The following is a 17,370-nucleotide window of genomic DNA, read 5'->3' as shown; positions in this document are numbered from 1 at the left end:
ACAGCCAAAGTGGCTGCCGCACAACTCTTTAGCTATCGGCTGCCAGCTGCTCGCGGAGGACCCTCGGGCGGATATCGGACCAGTTCTGTTCGATGTAGTCCATACACGCAGCCCGGTCCGCGTCGCCGTAAGCCACCCGCCAGCCGTCCGGGACCCCGGCGAACGCGGGCCACAGGCTGTGTTGATCCTCGTCGTTGACCAGGACGAAAAAGGTGCCCTTCTCATCGTCGAACGGATTGATGCTCATCGGTTCTCCATACGGTCTAGTCGAGACAAGCGGGACCATACCGGCTGCGCCGGGCCGCGGAACCGGCAACGGCGGACGGGCACTACTCGATTTGGGGCGCGGCAACACTCGATTCGACTGGGCCGCCTACCTTTCCTCCTACTAAGCGGCCCGTCGAGCTACTCGGCGCGATTTACCATCGCGTATCGAATCGGCAAGCAGGCGCTGTCGAATCGCCGATTAGGGGGCCTCTGCGTGGTTAATCATCCGACCCGGGCGCTGAGCGCGGCGCGGCTCGCGTGAGGTGAGCGACGCATGTTCTGGCCCGCGACATTCCCCTTGTTCGAGACGTCGGCCGCCCGCGACGAGCGGGTGTCCGCCCGTTCGACCGGGGACGCGGGGACGCCGGGTGGCGGGCGTCGGCGCGGTGCCCCTTCGGGGGTCATGCGCAGGCTCTGGATTCCGCTGGTGATCCTCGCCGTGATCGTCGTTGCGGCACTGACCGTCTCACGGCTGCACGGCGTCTTCGGCTCCGAGAAGCGCCCCTCCTACGCCGACAGCAAGATCGCCGACCCCGCGCCCGTCGACCCCAAGGAGCTGACGTACGAGGTCTTCGGCGCGCCGGGGACGGTGGCGAACATCAGCTACTTCGACGCCAACGGTGACCCGCAGCTCGTCCAGGCGGCCAGGCTGCCGTGGTCGCTGAAATTCAAGACCGCGTCCCTGTCGGTGGTGGGAAACGTTGTCGCACAGGGTGACAGCGACGTCATCGGCTGCCGCATCGTGGTCAACGGCATGGTCAAGGCCGAGAAGGTCACGCACCAGGCCAGCGCCCTCACCTATTGCCTGTTGAAGGCCGCATGAGCGACCCGAACGTGGATTCGCCAGCCACCAGGCCGCCGCGGGTGGCGCGGACGATCCGGCGGTTCTCGGTGCTGGTCATCCTGGCCTGGTTGGCCCTCACCGTCGTGCTGACCGTTGCCGTTCCGTCGCTGGAGCAGGTCGAACGGGACCACGCGCTGTCGCTGACCGCGAACGACGCACCGTCGGTGAAGGCGGCCAAACGGATGGCCGCGGATTTTCACCAATCCGATTCCGACAGTGTGGCGCTCATCGTGCTCGAAGGCCAGGAACCCCTGCGCGAGGCCGCCCACAAGTACTACGACCGGTTGATCCGTGAGCTGCAAGAGGACCGCAAGCATGTGCAGCACATCCAGAACTTCTGGGGGGATCCCCTCACGGCGGCGGGCGCGCAGAGCGCGGACGGCAAGGCCGCCTACGTCCAGGTGAACCTCGCCGGCAACGTGGGCCAGGCGCTGGCCAACGAATCGGCCGAAGCCGTCCGCAAGATCGTGGACCGCACCCCGGCGCCGCCGGGGGTCAAGGCGTACGTCACCGGTCCCGCGGCGCTCACCGCCGACATGTCGCACAGCGGCGACAAGACGGTCGCCAAGATCACGATCGTGACGCTGTCGGTGATCTTCGTGACGCTGCTGCTCGTCTATCGCTCGGTCACCACGGTGATTCTGCTGCTGCTGATGGTCGGGGTCGAGTTGCTGGTCGCCCGCGGGACGGTCGCGTTCCTGGGCGACCACGGGCTGGTCGGCCTGACCACGTACACCGTCAACTTGCTGGTGTCCCTGGGGATCGCCGCCGGAACCGACTACGGGATCTTCTTCATCGGCCGGTACCAGGAGGCCCGCCAGGCCGGCGAAGATCGGGAGACGGCGTTCTACACGACCTACCGCGGCGTCGCGCACGTCGTCTTGGCATCCGGTCTGACCATCGCCGGGGCCGTCTACTGCCTGACGTTCGCCCGGTTGCCGGTCTTCAAACCCATGGGGCTGCCCTGCGCGATCGCCATGCTGGTCGCCATCGCGGTGGCGCTGACGCTGGTGCCGGCGGTGATCGCCGTCGGCGGTCGCGTCGGCATTTTCGACCCCAAGCGGCGGATCAGGGTCGGTCGATGGCGGCGGCTGGGCACCGCGGTCGTGCGCTGGCCGCTTCCCATTCTCATCGCCTCGTTAGCCATCGCCCTGATCGGTGTGCTTGCCCTGCCCGGCTACAAGGTCAGCCTGAACGACCGGCTTTCCATCCCCAGGTCGCTGCCCGCCAATCAGGGGTATGCCGCCGCGGCGCGGCATTTCCCCGAGTCGCGGATGCAGCCCGAGGTGCTGCTGCTCGAGACCGACCACGACATGCGCAACCCGACCGACTTTCTCGTCTTGAACCGGGTGGCCAAGGCGGTCTTCGCCGTTCCGGGAATTGCCATGGTGCAGACCATAACTCGGCCCGAGGGCACCCCGATCGAGCACACGTCGATACCGTTTCTGCTCAGCATGCAGAACGCCGGGCAGGTGCAGAACATGCAGCTGCAGAAGCTGCGGATGAACGACCTGCTCAAGCAGGCCGACAACATGGCCGACACGATCAAGTCGATGCGGCGCATGTACGAGTTGATGCAGGCCCTCAACAGGAGCACCCACAGCATCATCGGGAAAACCAAAGACCTGGAAGTCATCACGGATCAGCTGCGCGACAACATCGCCAACTTCGACGACTTCTGGCGACCGATCCGCAGCTATTTCTATTGGGAGAAGCATTGCTACGACATCCCCATCTGCTGGTCGTTCAGGTCCATCTTCGACGCGCTGGACGGCATCGACTCGATCGGCGACCAATTCCATGCCCTGGTCAAGGATCTCGATCAGATCGACGTGTTGTTCCCGCAACTGATCGCCCAGTTCCCGGCCTTCATCAACTCGATGGAGAGCATGCGCACCATGATGCTGTCCATGTACAGCACCACGTCCGGCCTGCTGGGTGAGATGGACGAGGTGGGTGCGAACGCCACCGCCATGGGCAAGGCCTTCGACGCGTCGAAGAACGACGACTCGTTCTACCTTCCGCCAGAGGTGTTCGAGAACAAGGACTTTCAGCGCGCCGAAAACCTCTTTTTGTCCCCGGACGGCAAGGCGGTGCGGATGATCATTTCGCACCGGGGCGATCCCATGAGCCTCGAGGGTGTCTCGCACATCAACGGCATCAAGACCGCGGCGGAAGAGGCGCTCAAGGGGACGTCCCTGTCGGACGCCAAGATCTACGTCACGGGCACCGCGGCGACGGTGAAAGACCTGTGGGACGGCTCCAAATACGACCTGATGATCGCCGGTGTCGCCGCGCTGTGCCTGGTCTTCGTCATCATGCTCATCGTCACGCGCAGCTTCATCGCGTCGCTGGTCATCGTGGGCACGGTGGCGCTGTCGCTCGGCGCGTCCGTCGGGCTGTCCGTGGCCTTGTGGCAGTACCTGCTCGGCATCGATCTGCACTGGGAGGTGCTGGCGATGTCGGTGATCATCCTGCTGGCCGTCGGCTCCGACTACAACCTGCTGCTGGTTTCGCGGTTCAGGGAGGAACTGGGGTCCGGCATCAACACCGGCATCATCCGCGCGATGGGCGGCACCGGCAAGGTGGTGACCTCGGCGGGCCTGGTGTTCGCCTTCACGATGGCGTCCATGGTGGTCAGCGACCTGCGGATCATCGGCCAGGTCGGCACCACCATCGGGCTGGGCCTGATGTTCGACACCCTGGTTGTGCGCTCCTTCATGACCCCGTCGATCGCCGCGCTGCTCGGACGCTGGTTCTGGTGGCCGCAAGTCGTGCGACCGCGCCCCGCTAGCTCCATGCTGCGGCCCTACGGGCCCCGGCCGCTGGTGCGTTCCCTGTTGTCCGGAACCACGCGGTGAGTATGGCCGGTTAGCCGGCCCACGTGGCGCGCACGACGCCGCCCTTGGCCGGGACGCGGACACCGGATTCGAGGCGGGCCGGTTCGTCGTCGGGATCCACCGCGGCGACGTCGACGAGACGCAACACCGCGGCCACCGCGTGGGTGACCTGGAAGACCGCCACCCGGTCGCCGAGGCAGCGGTGCTCGCCGCCGCCGAAGGGGATGTGCCCGTAGAAGGTGGGGCGCTGCTGCAGGAAGCGTTCCGGCCGGAACGATCCCGGGTCCGGGTAGAGGTCCGGCTTGCGATGCACGGCCGACATGACCACCATGAGCATCGTGCCGGCGGGGAAGCGATGTCCCTCCAGGGTGAGCGGCTCGCGAATGAGCCTGGCTACGAACATGAACGGCGGGCGCAGGCGCAGCGTCTCGTGCACCACCGCGTCCAGGTACGCCGTCCGTCCCTCGCCGTCGCGCGCCTCCGCGGTCGCGGCGGCCAGCGCGTCCGGATGACGGACCAGTCGTTCGAACACCCAGCTGCCCAGCGCGGCCGGGGGATCGTAGCCGCCGATCATGATCGCGAAGACCTGGTCGCGAATGTCCTTGTCCGACACTGGTTCACCGTCGGCGCGCAGCAGCAGGTCGACGACGTCGTTGTGCTCCTGCTCGGGATGGCTTCGGCGGCGGGCGATCTCGTCGAACAGCAATTGCTCGCAACGCTGCAACTCGCGCCGGTACCGCGGCCACAACCGCATCGCGCCCACCGACCGCAGCGCCGACCGCACCGCGATCTGTCCCGACGTCACCGTCCCGAGCAGGTCCCGCCACGCCGACTTCCACTGCGGCATCACGTCGTCCGGCACCGACAGCAGCATCTTCAAGATCAGCTCCAGCGACAGGTCGTGCATCCAGGGATGCATGGCGACCGCCGGCTGGCCGATCCACCAGGGGACCTCGCCCTCGACCTTCGCCGCAATGAACTCGCGCCACTGCGCCAGCGCGTCGCCCCGCAGTCGCGGCAGCATGACTTTTCGCATTCGGTGGTGCGCGGGCCCGTCCATGATGAACAGGGACCGATCCCCCCACAACGCCTCCAGCATCCGATGGGGCTCGGTCGCGTTGACGACCTCGGCGGGCGCCATCAGCAGCGGCTTGATCAGCTTGGGATCCCGCACCAGCGCGATGCGGGACCCGGCGGCGGTGAGCAATCGCGACACCACGGGGGGCAGCGACAACCACACGACGTCGCCGTAGCGGTCGAACACCTCGTCGAACGCCGAGTCTCCGCGGTGTTGCAGACGCCATGCGAGCCTGAGCATTTGGCCGATCCCCGGCCCGGCCGGCGCGGTGTCGCGTACCGCGTGCGCCGTGTCAACCATGGCTCACCTCCGCACATGTCGAGGGCATGGTCAGCCCCGGGTCGCTCTCGTTGAGCTCGCGTTCGAGCACCTCAGCCATCAACGCCATCGGTTCGGGCATGTCCATATCCGAATGCCGGATCCCGATCTCGTGCACCCCGACGGGACCCCGCAGGTGCCGCGCCCACGCCGCGACGTACTCACCCGGCGTTCTCGGTTCCTCGATCGTCGGGATGAACAGCAGCGAACGACCCTCGTAGACGGGCGATATGAAGTCCTGCAAGATTTCGACGCTGTTGCCGGTCAACGCGATCGCGGTGTCCGCCAACGACTTGTATTCGGGATCGTCGATGGAAATGCCGTAGCGCTCGGTCGCCCAGGCGTTGATCAGCTTTCGGGTGTCGGCCTCGAAGAACTGGGTCATCAGCACCGGATCGTCCTCGTATCTGGGGACGCTGGCGATCAGGCCCAGCAGCTGGATGTCGTGGCCGCGGCGGGCCAGCTCCACCGCCATCGCGTGGGCCACCACCCCGCCGAAGGACCACCCCAGCAGGATGTACGGCCCCTCGGGCTGGATGGCGAAGATCTGCTCGAGGTAGTCGGTCACCATGGCCGGGATCGAGGCGGCGAACGGCGCCGCGCCGTCGACGCCGCGTGCCTGAAGCCCGTAGACGGGCCGGTCGTCGAGGTGCTTGACCAGCCCCCGATAACCCCACGCGACCCCGCCGGCGGGGTGCACGCACCACACCGGCGGCTTGGACCCCTCCATCCGCAGCGGCAGGACCGTGGCGAACGGGTCCACGAAGTCGGACGCGTGTTCTTCCGAAAGCCATTCGGCCAGTTGGCAAACCGTGGGCGCGTCGAACACCGCCCGGATGGGCACGTCGACCCCGAGCTCCGCGCGGATGCGGGCCGCCAGCCGGGTGGCGGACAGCGAATGGCCGCCCAGGTCGAAGAACCCGTCGTCGATGCCGACCCGCGGCACGTCGAGCACCTCGGCGAACAGCGCCGCCAGCACCCCTTCGCGCGGATTGCGCGGCGCCCGATACGCCACCGCGCTGACGAACTCGGGCGCGGGCAGCGCGCGGCGGTCGACTTTGCCGTTCACCGTCAGCGGCAACTTGTCGAGCACCATGACCGCCGCCGGAACCATGAACTCCGGCAGCCGCTCGGCCGCGAACCGCCGCAGTTGCACCGGCAACTGGGCGACCCCGGTTTCGGGGTCGGTGCCCGCCTCCGGCTTCGCGACGACGTAGCCCACCAGCTGCTTGTCGCCGCCCCCGGTGCCGGCGTGCGCCGTGACCACCGCGTCGGCGACCGACGGATGAGCTGCCAGCGCCGCCTCGACCTCGCCCAGCTCCACGCGGAACCCGCGAATCTTGACCTGCTCGTCGGCGCGGCCCACGTAGTCGAGCGCGCCCGCCGCGGTCCAGCGCACCACGTCGCCGGTGCGGTACATCCGTTCCCCGGCCGGGCCGAACGGACACGCGACGAACCGCGCTGCGGTCAGCCCCGGCCGGGCCCGGTAGCCCCGGGCCACGCCCGCGCCGGCGAGGTACAGGTCACCCGGCACTCCCACCGGCGCGGGGCACAACCCGGCGTCGAGCACGTAGGCCCGCACGTTGGCCAGCGGGACGCCGATCGGCACCGAAGCGCCCTCGAATCCTCGCCCCGCGGGAACGTAGTACGTCGTCGACCAGACGGTGGCCTCGGCGGGACCGTAGGCGTTCATCAGCGCCGGCTCGGGGTGGACCGCCCGGAACCTGTCCACCGCGACGGGCGACAGCGCGTCGCCGGCGGTCTCCAGCAACTCCACCCCGTCGAGGCCGTCGAAGTCGTCCTCGGCCAGTTGGTGGAACAGGGCGGTCGGCATGAACACCGACGTCACGCCGCGCCGGCCGACGAGTTTCTGGAAGGCCGCCATACTGACCGGGCCCTCCGATACCACCAGGGTGCCACCACGCAGCAGCGCCGGCCACGTTTCCGACACCGAGCCGTCGAATCCCGGCGAAGCGGTCACCGAGATCCGGTCGCGCGCATGGTCTTCCGGCCAGTGGTGCAGCGCCATGTTGATCACACCGCGGTGGGTGACCGCAACGCCTTTCGGCTTCCCCGTCGAACCCGAGGTGTACATGACGTAGGCCAGGTTCTCCGGCCGCAGGCAGGGCGCGGGATGCTTGGCCGGCGCCGTCGTGCAGTCGGTGGCGTCGATCATCAGCTTCGGCACCTTGGTGCCGGGCAGCCCAGCGACGCTGGCGGCGTCGGTGATCAGGAGGCGTGGGGCGGCGTCGGCCAGGATGTAGGCGGTGCGCTCCCCTGTGTAGTTGGGGTCGATCGGCAGGTACGCGGCCCCGCTCTTGAGGATCGCCAACAACGCGGTGACCAGTTCGGCCGAGCGCGGCAGCGCGACCGCGACGATGCTTTCCGGGCCGGCGCCCCTGGCCGTCAGCTCGGCGGCCAAAGCGCTTGCGCGCGCGTCCAGTTCGCGGAAGGTCAGCGCTTGCTTCTCGTCCTCGACCGCCGTCAGGGCCGGGGTGCGGGCGACCTGCGCGGCGAACAGCTCCGGAATGGTCGCGTCCGGGATCGGCCGGGCGGTGTCGTTCCACCGGGCCAGCACCAGTTCGCGTTCGGCCGGGTCGATGATCTCGATCGCATCGATCCGCCGATCCACGTCGGCCGTGACCGCCTCGAGGATGTGGAGGTAGTGGCGGGCGATCTTCTCGACGGTGTCGTGGTCGAACAGGTCGGTGGCGTACTCGATGGTCCCCGGCAGCGGTTGCACCTGCCCGTCGGCCGGCGGCAGCTCGATGAGGCTGATGGACAGGTCGAACTTCGCGGTGTGGGTGTGCACCGGCAGCGTGTCGATGCTCAGCCCGGCGAAGTCGACCTCGGGCAGCGAGTTGTTCAGCAGCGCCAGCGACACCTGAAACAGCGGACTGTGCGACGTGGATCGCGACAGGTTGAGCAGCTCCACGAGGCGCTCGAACGGGGCGTCCTGGTTTTCGTAGGCGGCCAGCGCCTTCCCGGAAACCTGCTCGAGAAGTTCGGCGAAGCGGGGATTGCCCGCGGTGTCGACCCGCAGCACCCAGGTGTTGACGAACAACCCGATGAGGTCGGTCAGCGCCTCGTCCGTGCGGCCGGCGATCGGTCCCCCGATCGCCAAATCGTCGCCGGCGCCGAGCTTTCGGAGCAGGACGGCCAGCGCCGCCTGCAGCACCATCGACGTGGTGGTCCCCGTTTCGCGGGCCCGCTGCTCGATCCGTCCCCGCAGCTGCGGGGTGATGGTGAAGGGCACCAGCTCACCGCCGAACGACTGCTCCGGCGGCCGCTGCCGGTCGAACGGCAACGCGATCCGTTCCGGGGTCCCGGCCAGTTCGCCGCGCCAGTACTCCAGCTGGCGCGACAGCACGCTGTCGGGGTCGTCGTCGCGCCCGAGCACCTCCTGCTGCCACAGCGTGTAGTCGGCGTACTGGACCGGCAGCGGTGACCAGCCCGGCCGGTGCCCGGCGCGCCGCGCGGCGTACGCGGTGACCAGGTCCCGCGCCAGCGGCATCAGCGACGCGCCGTCGGCGGCTATGTGGTGCAGCACCAAGACGAGCACGTGCTCGGTCGCCGAGACCCGTAACAGGCTGGCGCGCAGCGGAATCTGGGTGGCCAGGTCGAACGGGTACTGGGCGGCCTCGGCCACCTCCGCGGCCAGATCCCGCTCGCCGGATACCGCGCTGATCTGCACGGGCAGCTCCACGGCCTCGGCCGGCAGGATCCGTTGCCACGGCGTTCCGTCGTCCTCGGCGAACACCGTGCGGAGGCTTTCGTGGCGGGCTATCACATCGGCGATCGCCGCGGTCAACGCCCGCGAGTCGAGGGTGCCGGTCAGCCGCATCGCCAACGGGATGTTGTAGGTCGGGGCCGGCCCCTGGAACTTGTAGATGAACCACAGCCGAGTCTGCGCGAACGACAACGGCATTCGCCGCGGCCGCTGCCGCGGCAGCAGGGGCGCACGGACGCGCTCGCCGTCGTGTGTGGTCATCCATTCGCTCAGTTGGGCGACGGTGGGGGCGTCGAAAATCACCCGGATCGGCACCTCCACACCGAGTTCGGACCGAATGCGGCCCACCAGCCGGGTCGCCGACAGGGAGTGACCACCCAGGTCGAAGAACCCGTCGTCGATCCCGGCCCGCGGCAACTCGAGCACCTCGGCGAACAGTGCGGCCAGCCTCACCTCCCGGGAGTCGCGCGGGGCCCGGTACGGCACCCCGCTGACGAACTCCGGGGCCGGCAGCGCGCGCCGATCGACCTTGCCGTTCACCGTCAGCGGGAACGCCGGCAGCACCATGACCGCGGCCGGCACCATGAACTCCGGGAGCCGGGCGGCCGCGAAGCGCCTTATCTCGGTGGTCAATTCATCGGTAGCGGAGGCGTCCGCCACGACGTAGCCCACCAGTTGCTTGTCGCCGCTGCCCGGCGCGGTGTGGGCGACGACCGCCGCCTGGGCGACCCGCGGGTGGGCCGCCAGGGCGGCCTCCACCTCCCCCGGCTCGATGCGATAGCCGCGGATCTTGACCTGTTGGTCGGCGCGGCCCACGTACTCGAGCGAGCCGTCCGCCGCCCACCGGACGACATCGCCGGTGCGGTACATCCGAGCCCCGGGCGGGCCGAACGGGCACGCGACGAAGCGCGCCGCGGTCAACCCCGGCCGGCCCCGATACCCTCGCGCCACGCCGGCGCCCGCGATGTACAGCTCGCCGGTCATGCCCACCGGCACTGGGCCCAACCCCCCGTCGAGGACGAACAACCGCCAATTGCCCAGCGGGGTCCCGATCGGGGATGCGCCCCGTCCGGCGTGCTCGGAAGTCAGTTCGAGGTGCGTCGTATGCACGGTGGCTTCGGTGATGCCGTACATGTTGATCAGGGACGGCGCGTGCGGCCGCTCGCCCGGGTACCAGCCCCGCAACCGGGACGGATCCAGCGCCTCGCCGCCGAACACCACCATGCGCAGCGCGAGATCATCGGCGGCAGCCTGGCATTCGCGCTCCACGCGGGTCAGCTCGTAGAACGCCGACGGGGTCTGGCTCAGCACCGTGATGCGCTTGTCCAGGATGAGTTGCCACAGCTTGCCCGGCGATCGCACGGTCTCCCACGGCACCACCACCACGCGCGCGCCGTGCAGCAGCGCCCCCCACAACTCCCACACCGAGAAGTCGAAGGCCGGCGAGTGGCACCACGACCACACGTCGGTGTGGGTGAAATGGCACCACCGGTCGAGGCCCGCGAAGAGCGCCACGACGTTGCGGTGCGTGATCGCAACCGCTTTCGGCCGTCCGGTAGACCCCGAGGTGTACATGACGTAGGCGAGGTCGTCCGGCCGCGGCGACAGGTCGGCCCGTCCGCCCACCATGGCGTCGAATGCCGCATACCACCGCGGCAATCCGATGCCCTCGGGATCTTCCGCGTCCAGGATCAGCAACTCGGCGCCGGTCTCGGGCACCAGCGGCGCGGTCGCGGTGTCGGTGACGAGCACCCGCGCGGCGGCATCGCTCAAAATGTAGGCCGTGCGCTCGCTCGGATAGTTCGGGTCGATCGGCAAATACGCGGAACCGGACTTGGAGATCGCCAGCAGCGCGGTCACCAACTGAACCGAACGCGGCAACGCGACGGCGACGACCGTTTCCGGCCCGGCCCCGCGCCGTCTCAGGCGGTCGGCCAGATCGCTTGCGCGCGCGTCGAGTTCGCGGTAGGTCAGCGCCTCGCGCTCGTCTTCGACCGCTACCGCGTCGGGGGTCCACGCGGCCCGCGCGGCGAACAGCTCGGGTATGGTGGCGTCCGGCATCGGCGTGGCGGTGTCGTTCCACTCGTCTACGACCAGCGCGCGTTCGGCCGGCTCGATCACCTCGATCAGGTCGATTCGCCGGTGCGGGTCGGCGATGACCGCACGCAGGAACGACTCCAGGTGGTGCCCCAAGCGGGCCAGATCCCGGTCGGTGTACAGGAGCCCGTTCGCGTCGATCTGGACGAGGACGTCACAAGCGTCCCCGTTGTCGGCTGCCCGCGCGTCGTAGTACACCGAGACGGCGAGGTCGTCGCAGGCGCCGAAGGACGCGCCCTGGAACGACGCACCAACTTCCGCGAAGTCCATGCTTCCGAAGAGTGGCACGATATTGAGGATCGGGCCGAATCGGTTTCGTTGCCTTTTCTGCATGCCCATATCGCGCTGGATTTCGGAGACGTGGTAGCGGGCATGGGTGAGCACGGTGCCGATCTCGTGATCGAGTGCCTTGGCGAAGTCCCGGAATCCCATGCCCGGTGACACGTTGACGCGCACCGGAACTCCGTTGGCCAGCAGGCACGGCGTGCTCCAGGCGACACCGATCCGGCCGGCCGACGACAGCCGGAAGGGGAATTCCAACGCGCCGGAGGCGCGGGCGAAGCACCCGGCCAACGCGGCGGTCAGGAATCGGGGAAAGGACACGCCGATGTCGGACGCCGCCTTACCCAGATTCGCCGCGTCCGCTCCCGCGAGGGTCAGGCTGTGGTGCAATGTCGCGGCGCGCGGCGAAGTAGGGAGGTCGGAGATCGCCGGCGGCTCCGGCCATGCGCGGGTGTAGCTCTGCCAGAACTGCCGGTCGGCGACAAAGCTCGGGGAGGCTCGATAGCCGAGGTCCTCCCTGACGATCGCATCGGGACAGGCGAATTTGGATCGTGACGGCTCGAGGCCCGCCTTCAGGGCGGTGTAGACCTCGGCGATGCGGCGCACGGCGATGAGCACCCCGAACCCGTCGCACACGATGTGGTGCGCGACGACGAACAAGGAGTGCCGCGCCGCGTCTTGTCTGATCAGCCCGGCCCGGTACGGGATGTCGTTGCCGAGATCGAAAGCGCGGCGCGTCATTTCGGCGATCAGGCCGCCGGCGGCGGCGGCCGGGCTGCCGGCGTGGCTGACGTCGAAGAAATCCGGCTCCCACGTCCCCGGGTCACGCGGTGTTTGGCGCAGCCCGTCTTCGCCGTCGGTGAACGTGACATGCAGCGTCTGGGTCTCACGACAGACGTGCCGCAGCGCGGCGGCCATCACCTGCGCGTCCACCGGACCGTGTATCTCGAGGTGGCCGCAGATGTTGTTGGGCACATCCGGGGCCAGCTGCTGGGCGAACCAAACGGCCTCCTGCGCCGCGGACACTCCAATGGAACCGGTCATCTCACCAACCCACACTGCATTCCGGGAGCGCGACGATGAGCTCGGCGAGTTGCGCGATCGTCAGCTCGGCGAACATCACGGCGACCCCGACATCTAGCGCGGTGTCGAGGGCGCGTTGCACCTCCAGCAGAAGCTCCACCCGGGACGCCGATTCGAGCCCCAGGTCCAGAGCGAGGTTCGAGTTGCCCGTCAACTCGCGCTCCGAGAAGGACCGGCGCATCGCGCGCGCCGCGTTGATGATCTCGGCGACCACGCGGTCGCGGGTCAACGGCTGGGTCGCCACGGGAAGGGTCGGTGCCGGGGCAACAGAAAACCCCCCCGTAAATGCGCGTATGCCTAGTTCGTCGGTCCGCGACAGGGCTACCGGGCTGGTCATCTGCTTTCCTCCATCAGATCCGCGGCGATTCGGCGCCTGCGTAACTTTCCGCTTGTGGTCCTGCTCAATGAGTTGTTCGGTACGAATCGGACGCTGGTCAACGGCAGCGCGGCCGCCCGAGCGGCGCGCAACACATCACGGCGACAGGTCGACGCCGCGTCGGCATCGTTGACGGCCGAATCGCTTTCGATCACGGCGACCATCTGCGTCATGGCCTCCTGGTCGATCCCGACCACCGCGACGTGGCCCGCTTTGGCAAACCCGCTGCGGATCATGAACTCCTCCACCTCAGCGGGCAGGAAGTCCTCGCCGGCCACCCGTACCACCTCAGCCGTCCGGCCGGTGAAGACCAGTTCGCCGTCGGCCATGAATCCGAGGTCGCCGGTGCGCACGGGGGCCGACGGCGGAACGGCCTCGCCCCCATACGGCCCCGAACAACGAGACGCCGAACGCACCATCACGTCGCCGATGACGCGCTCCCCCACCGGTTCGCCCTCGACCTCGATCCACACTTCGGTGTCGAGAGCGGCCGGACCCACCGACATCAGCTCGGTGGGACGGCCGTGCCGCCCGGAGGCACCCGGAGCCTCGACGGTGCGCCAGCGCCGATCCCCCGGGGCGCAGGTAACCATCAGCGTCGCGTCCGCGAGGCCATAGCACGGCCGCACCACCCCCGGGCCGGATCCGGCAACCGATTCGAAGGCGGACAACACCTTTGGGCGTATGACGTCCGCGCCGACCAGGACGGACCGCAGCGCATGGAGACGCAGACCGCGCGTTTGCAGGGCTTTGGTCGCGATGTGCAACCCGGCGGGAATGACCGGCCAGAATTCGACCCGATGCTCGGCCATCTGGCCGACCCATTCACCCGGCGCGATCAAGAACTCTTCGGGGGCCCACAGCACCAGGGGGAAGCCGACCCACAGGGCCAGCATCGTGCTGATGAGGCCCATGTCGTGTGACAGGGGCAGCCACGACCCACCCACTGAGTCCGGCCCGACCCGCACGGCGTCGGCAATGATGTTCAGTTGTGCGCGGATGGCGCGGTTGGATATCCGCAAGGGCCGCGGATTGCCCACACTGCCGGAGCTGAACTGTAGATAGGCAACGTCTTGGTGGGCGGCGGATTCGGGCACCGGCCGGTCGGAAACCTGATGCCACGTCCCGCGAACGTAGACGAAGCGGGCGTTGACCGACTCGATGACCTCGTTGACCCGGTTCTGCACCGAGTCCGTGGACTCGTATGGTCGCGGCCCGTTGAGAACCAGCGGCACCCCGCCGGCGAGCGCTATGGCGAAAACCCCGGTCAACACGTCCTGTGGCCGGTCGACCAAGATCGGGACGACGCTCCCGGCGAGGTGCGGGGCGGCAGCGGCCGTAATCCGCGCGACCGCGACCAGGTTTCTGGCGTCCAGCGTCTCGCCGGCGCGGAAAACCGGGATCGGCGTCGATCTACCCTCGATCCGTTCACAAATATCATGAAATACCGGAATTACGTCGATGTCGTTGTCCGACAACAGCGCTGCGCTGCCTGATTCCATTACGCACTCCTCGTCCTGGGCTGATTAACGTTGAGCCGGCAAGCTGAGATTGCTTGTTGCGCAGGAGCCTATGGTTCTTTCAACTGCGGACCGACGATTTGACTTCGGTAGAGTAGTTATTGCGCGCAGGTCGAGTATCCGGGCATTCGGCGTGGGGGGCGGGCGCAATTTCGCTGCTCGGCAGGCGGGTGCCTGCGGGTGCCTAGGCCTTTCAGGACGCGCGCGTTCACCGCTTCCCAGGACGTCAGTTTCCCTGGGGCACAATGAGTACCGCTAACGTTAAGCCGCGCCACTCTGGGCGCGATCGGGCGACGTATTCCCGAAATGTACGGGCCGCGTGCACCTTTTCGACGCCGGCGCGCGGGCCGGCGGCCGCTCCGGTCACGATCGGCCGTCCTACGGTGTGGTCCTCTCGTCGCCGATGATCAGGCGTTCCACGCGGTGGGATTCCTCGGTTACCAGGTCCATGAGCCGCTCGACGAAGTCGTGCCCGAGGCCCACCAGCCGGCCCTCTCTCACGCACTTGGCGAGAACGTGCTGCTCCCGCTGCGGTTGTGCCAGCGGGATACCGCCGATGCGCTTGAGCTTCGCGATTTCGGCGCACAATCGCATGCGCTCGCCGAGTACCGCCATCAGGGCGGTGTCGATTCGGTCGAGGCGCTCGCGATGCTTGTCTATCGCGGAGCCGATATCGCCCGCCGCCGGCTCTTTGGTCATCGTGACTCTCCGTTCCGGTCGGATGATGTCAACGCGCGACCCGCGCGCGGGCGGGGGGCCTCAGCGGGGCCGTCGCCCGTAGAGATTCCAAGAGCGCGTGCGCCGTCCAACGCACCTCCGCGAGCTCGTGCTCGACGTCGGACAGGGCGACTATTGCGCCACCGGTGCCGACGGTGACCCGGTCGCCGCGGACCACCAGAGTCCGTACCGCGATGTTGAGGTCGACCGCGCCGGACAGCGAGAAGTACCCGATGGCCCCCGAATAGATGCCACGCGGCCCGCCCTCGAGCCGGTCGATGATCTGCATCGTCCGCCGCTTGGGCGCGCCAGTGACGGACCCGCCCGGAAAGACGGCACGCACGCACTGCGCCGCGGTGACATCGTCCCTCAACCTGGCTCGGATCGCGCTGACCAGTTGGTGATTCGCGGCGTACGTCTCGACCTCGAACATTCGCGTCACGTGTACGGAACCCACCACGGCGACCTGGCCCAGATCGCTGCGCAGCACATCGAGGGCGATGAGATTCTCGGCGCGGTCCCTGGCCGCGGTGCGCAGGTCGACGGCCAGCATCGTGTCTTCCTCGGGCGTGCGGCCACGACGACGAGTCCCGTTGGCGGGCTTGGCCTCGACCATGCGCTGGGCGGAGATCTTGACGAACCTCTCCGGGGACCCGCAGAGGACGTCGACGCCGGGAAACTGCAAGAGCGCACCGTAGGGCACCGGATTGCGCCGGCGCAGATCGCGATACGTTTCGAGCGTGTCGACGATGGCCGTCGCGGTCACCGTCGTCGCCAGGCAGACCCCGTAGGTTTCCCCCGCGCGGATCTCCTTGCTGCACTGCCCGATGTTGTCGGCGTATTCGGCCGTGGATTCCCGTTGGTCCACCGCCAAATATGCCGTCGGCAACCCACATTCGCGGTCGCCGCGCTCGGTGTTGAGCGACGCGTAAACCGCCCGTTCGGCGCGGTCGAGCCACGACGTCGCCTCAGCCTCGTCCCGGCCGTCTTGGCACGCGAGGGCCAAAAGCCACGTTTCCCCGAGTTTGTGATCGATCACCACCGCGCGATCGCAGAAGACGAATCCGGCGTCGGGGAGATCGGATCGGTGAACGGCGTCGCCCCCGCATTCGGCCTTCATTTCGTATCCCAGGTAGCCGACGTAGCCGAGCGCGAAGCCGCAGTCACCGTCGAACTCGATCACCGCGCGCTCGGCGGTTTGCTGTTCGAGATAGTCGAAGATGCTCTGCGCCAGCCGCGTGACGGTGCCGTCGCTGTGGCGGACCCGCACGCCGCGGTTGGCGTCCGCGGTGACCCATTCGCCGTGCGGTCCGCTTCCGCCGAGGATGGAGAAGCGAGAGCAGTCTTCGGTGACCCGTGAGCTGTCCAACCAAAATGCGCCCTCCCGGTTGGCGAACAGCCGCCGGTACGCCTGTTCGGCGTCGGGTTCGCGGTTCAGGTGACGGCTGATCAAGCGAAACCGCCTGGCCGGCAACCGGCTTGCGTCCTGCCGGCCCGGGCACGGCGGGCGCGGGTGCGCGCGCGACGGCTCGATCGCGTTGCGTCGCCGCGATCGGACCCGAGCCAGCTGCAGGAAATTGTCGATCAGTGCGCGACCGTATTGGGTTGCGATCGACTCCGGGTGGAACTGCACTCCCCATTGCGCGCGGGTGCGATGCTCCACCCCCATGATCACCTTTTGTCCGGAGATATCGAACGTGCAGGCGGTGACGCGCAGGGTGTCCGGCACGCCGGTCACCATGAGGGAGTGGTAGCGGGCGGCCAGGAACGGTGACGGTATTCCGGCGAATATGCCGCTGCCGTCGTGCTGGATGACGCTCGTCCGGCCGTGGCACGGCTCCGGCGCCGTCGCCACGGCGCCCCCCTCGCGGTGACACAGGCCCTGGTGCCCCAGGCAGACTCCGAGCAGGGGAACGTCGTAGGCGAGCGCGAGGCGACTGATGCCGAAGTCGGTTTCGAATTCGGGGCTTCCTGGGCCGGGCGAGATGATCAACGCCTCGATGCCGTCGGGATCGAGCGAGTGCCACGTCGCATAGTCATCGTTGCGGACCACCTCGACCTGGCTCGTGGCAACTGCCGAGACAAGCTGAAATAGGTTGTACGTGAACGAATCATAATTGTCGATGATGACTATGGACACAGCCGTGTTCCCCCCGGACGGTCGTTGCGGGCAGGGATGTCAAGGGGCATGATCTCAGCCCTTGCCGCTGCGTACCGA

General features: G+C 68.1%; 9 protein-coding genes. 2 read left to right on the top strand and 7 right to left on the bottom strand.

Going from position 1 to position 17,370, the window contains the following annotated elements; all coding sequences use genetic code 11:
* Nucleotides 1–28: 28 nt before the first annotated feature.
* Nucleotides 29–247 carry an MbtH family protein gene (locus tag AC5Y4Z_RS17920; protein ID WP_499965814.1) on the bottom strand — a complete coding sequence of 73 codons (219 nt, stop codon included), beginning with the start codon at nt 245–247 and terminating at the stop codon, nt 29–31.
* 423 nt (nt 248–670) lie between these two features.
* Here AC5Y4Z_RS17920 and AC5Y4Z_RS17915 point away from each other — a divergent pair, with 423 nt between their 5' ends.
* Nucleotides 671–1,090 (top strand): MmpS family transport accessory protein, encoded by a 420-nt coding sequence (locus tag AC5Y4Z_RS17915; RefSeq protein WP_499965968.1) that lies wholly within the window; start codon nt 671–673, stop codon nt 1,088–1,090.
* On the top strand, nt 1,087–3,972 hold the full coding sequence (locus AC5Y4Z_RS17910; protein WP_499965812.1) for an MMPL/RND family transporter: 2,886 nt from the start codon (nt 1,087–1,089) through the stop codon (nt 3,970–3,972). Before AC5Y4Z_RS17915 ends, AC5Y4Z_RS17910 begins: the two co-directional genes overlap by 4 nt.
* Nucleotides 3,973–3,982: 10 nt before the next feature.
* On the opposite strand, the gene AC5Y4Z_RS17905 is transcribed toward AC5Y4Z_RS17910, so the two are convergent.
* From AC5Y4Z_RS17905 to AC5Y4Z_RS17880, 6 genes are all read right to left on the bottom strand, one after another.
* Nucleotides 3,983–5,329, bottom strand: a complete 1,347-nt coding sequence (locus AC5Y4Z_RS17905) for a cytochrome P450 (protein WP_499965810.1) — start codon at nt 5,327–5,329, stop codon at nt 3,983–3,985.
* A complete protein-coding gene (locus AC5Y4Z_RS17900) occupies nt 5,322–12,500 on the bottom strand; it encodes an amino acid adenylation domain-containing protein (RefSeq protein WP_499965809.1) in 7,179 nt (2,392 codons plus the stop codon). Before AC5Y4Z_RS17900 ends, AC5Y4Z_RS17905 begins: the two co-directional genes overlap by 8 nt.
* A gap of 1 nt (nt 12,501) precedes the next feature.
* Nucleotides 12,502–12,876 (bottom strand): phosphopantetheine-binding protein, encoded by a 375-nt coding sequence (locus tag AC5Y4Z_RS17895; RefSeq protein ID WP_499965808.1) that lies wholly within the window; start codon nt 12,874–12,876, stop codon nt 12,502–12,504.
* On the bottom strand, nt 12,873–14,417 hold the full coding sequence (locus AC5Y4Z_RS17890; RefSeq protein WP_499965807.1) for an AMP-binding protein: 1,545 nt from the start codon (nt 14,415–14,417) through the stop codon (nt 12,873–12,875). The genes AC5Y4Z_RS17895 and AC5Y4Z_RS17890 overlap by 4 nt, the downstream gene beginning before the upstream one ends.
* Before the next feature lie 396 nt (nt 14,418–14,813).
* Complete coding sequence (locus AC5Y4Z_RS17885) at nt 14,814–15,134, bottom strand: chorismate mutase (protein WP_499965806.1); 321 nt, start codon at nt 15,132–15,134, stop codon at nt 14,814–14,816.
* Nucleotides 15,135–15,162: 28 nt separating this feature from the next.
* Nucleotides 15,163–17,292 (bottom strand): chorismate-binding protein, encoded by a 2,130-nt coding sequence (locus tag AC5Y4Z_RS17880; RefSeq protein WP_499965805.1) that lies wholly within the window; start codon nt 17,290–17,292, stop codon nt 15,163–15,165.
* Nucleotides 17,293–17,370 lie beyond the last annotated feature (78 nt).

It is taken from the genome of Mycobacterium sp. NGS63, from assembly GCF_059812295.1.
The sequence above is the reverse complement of the archived record's forward strand: the minus strand, read 5'-3'. Positions and strand labels throughout refer to the sequence as shown.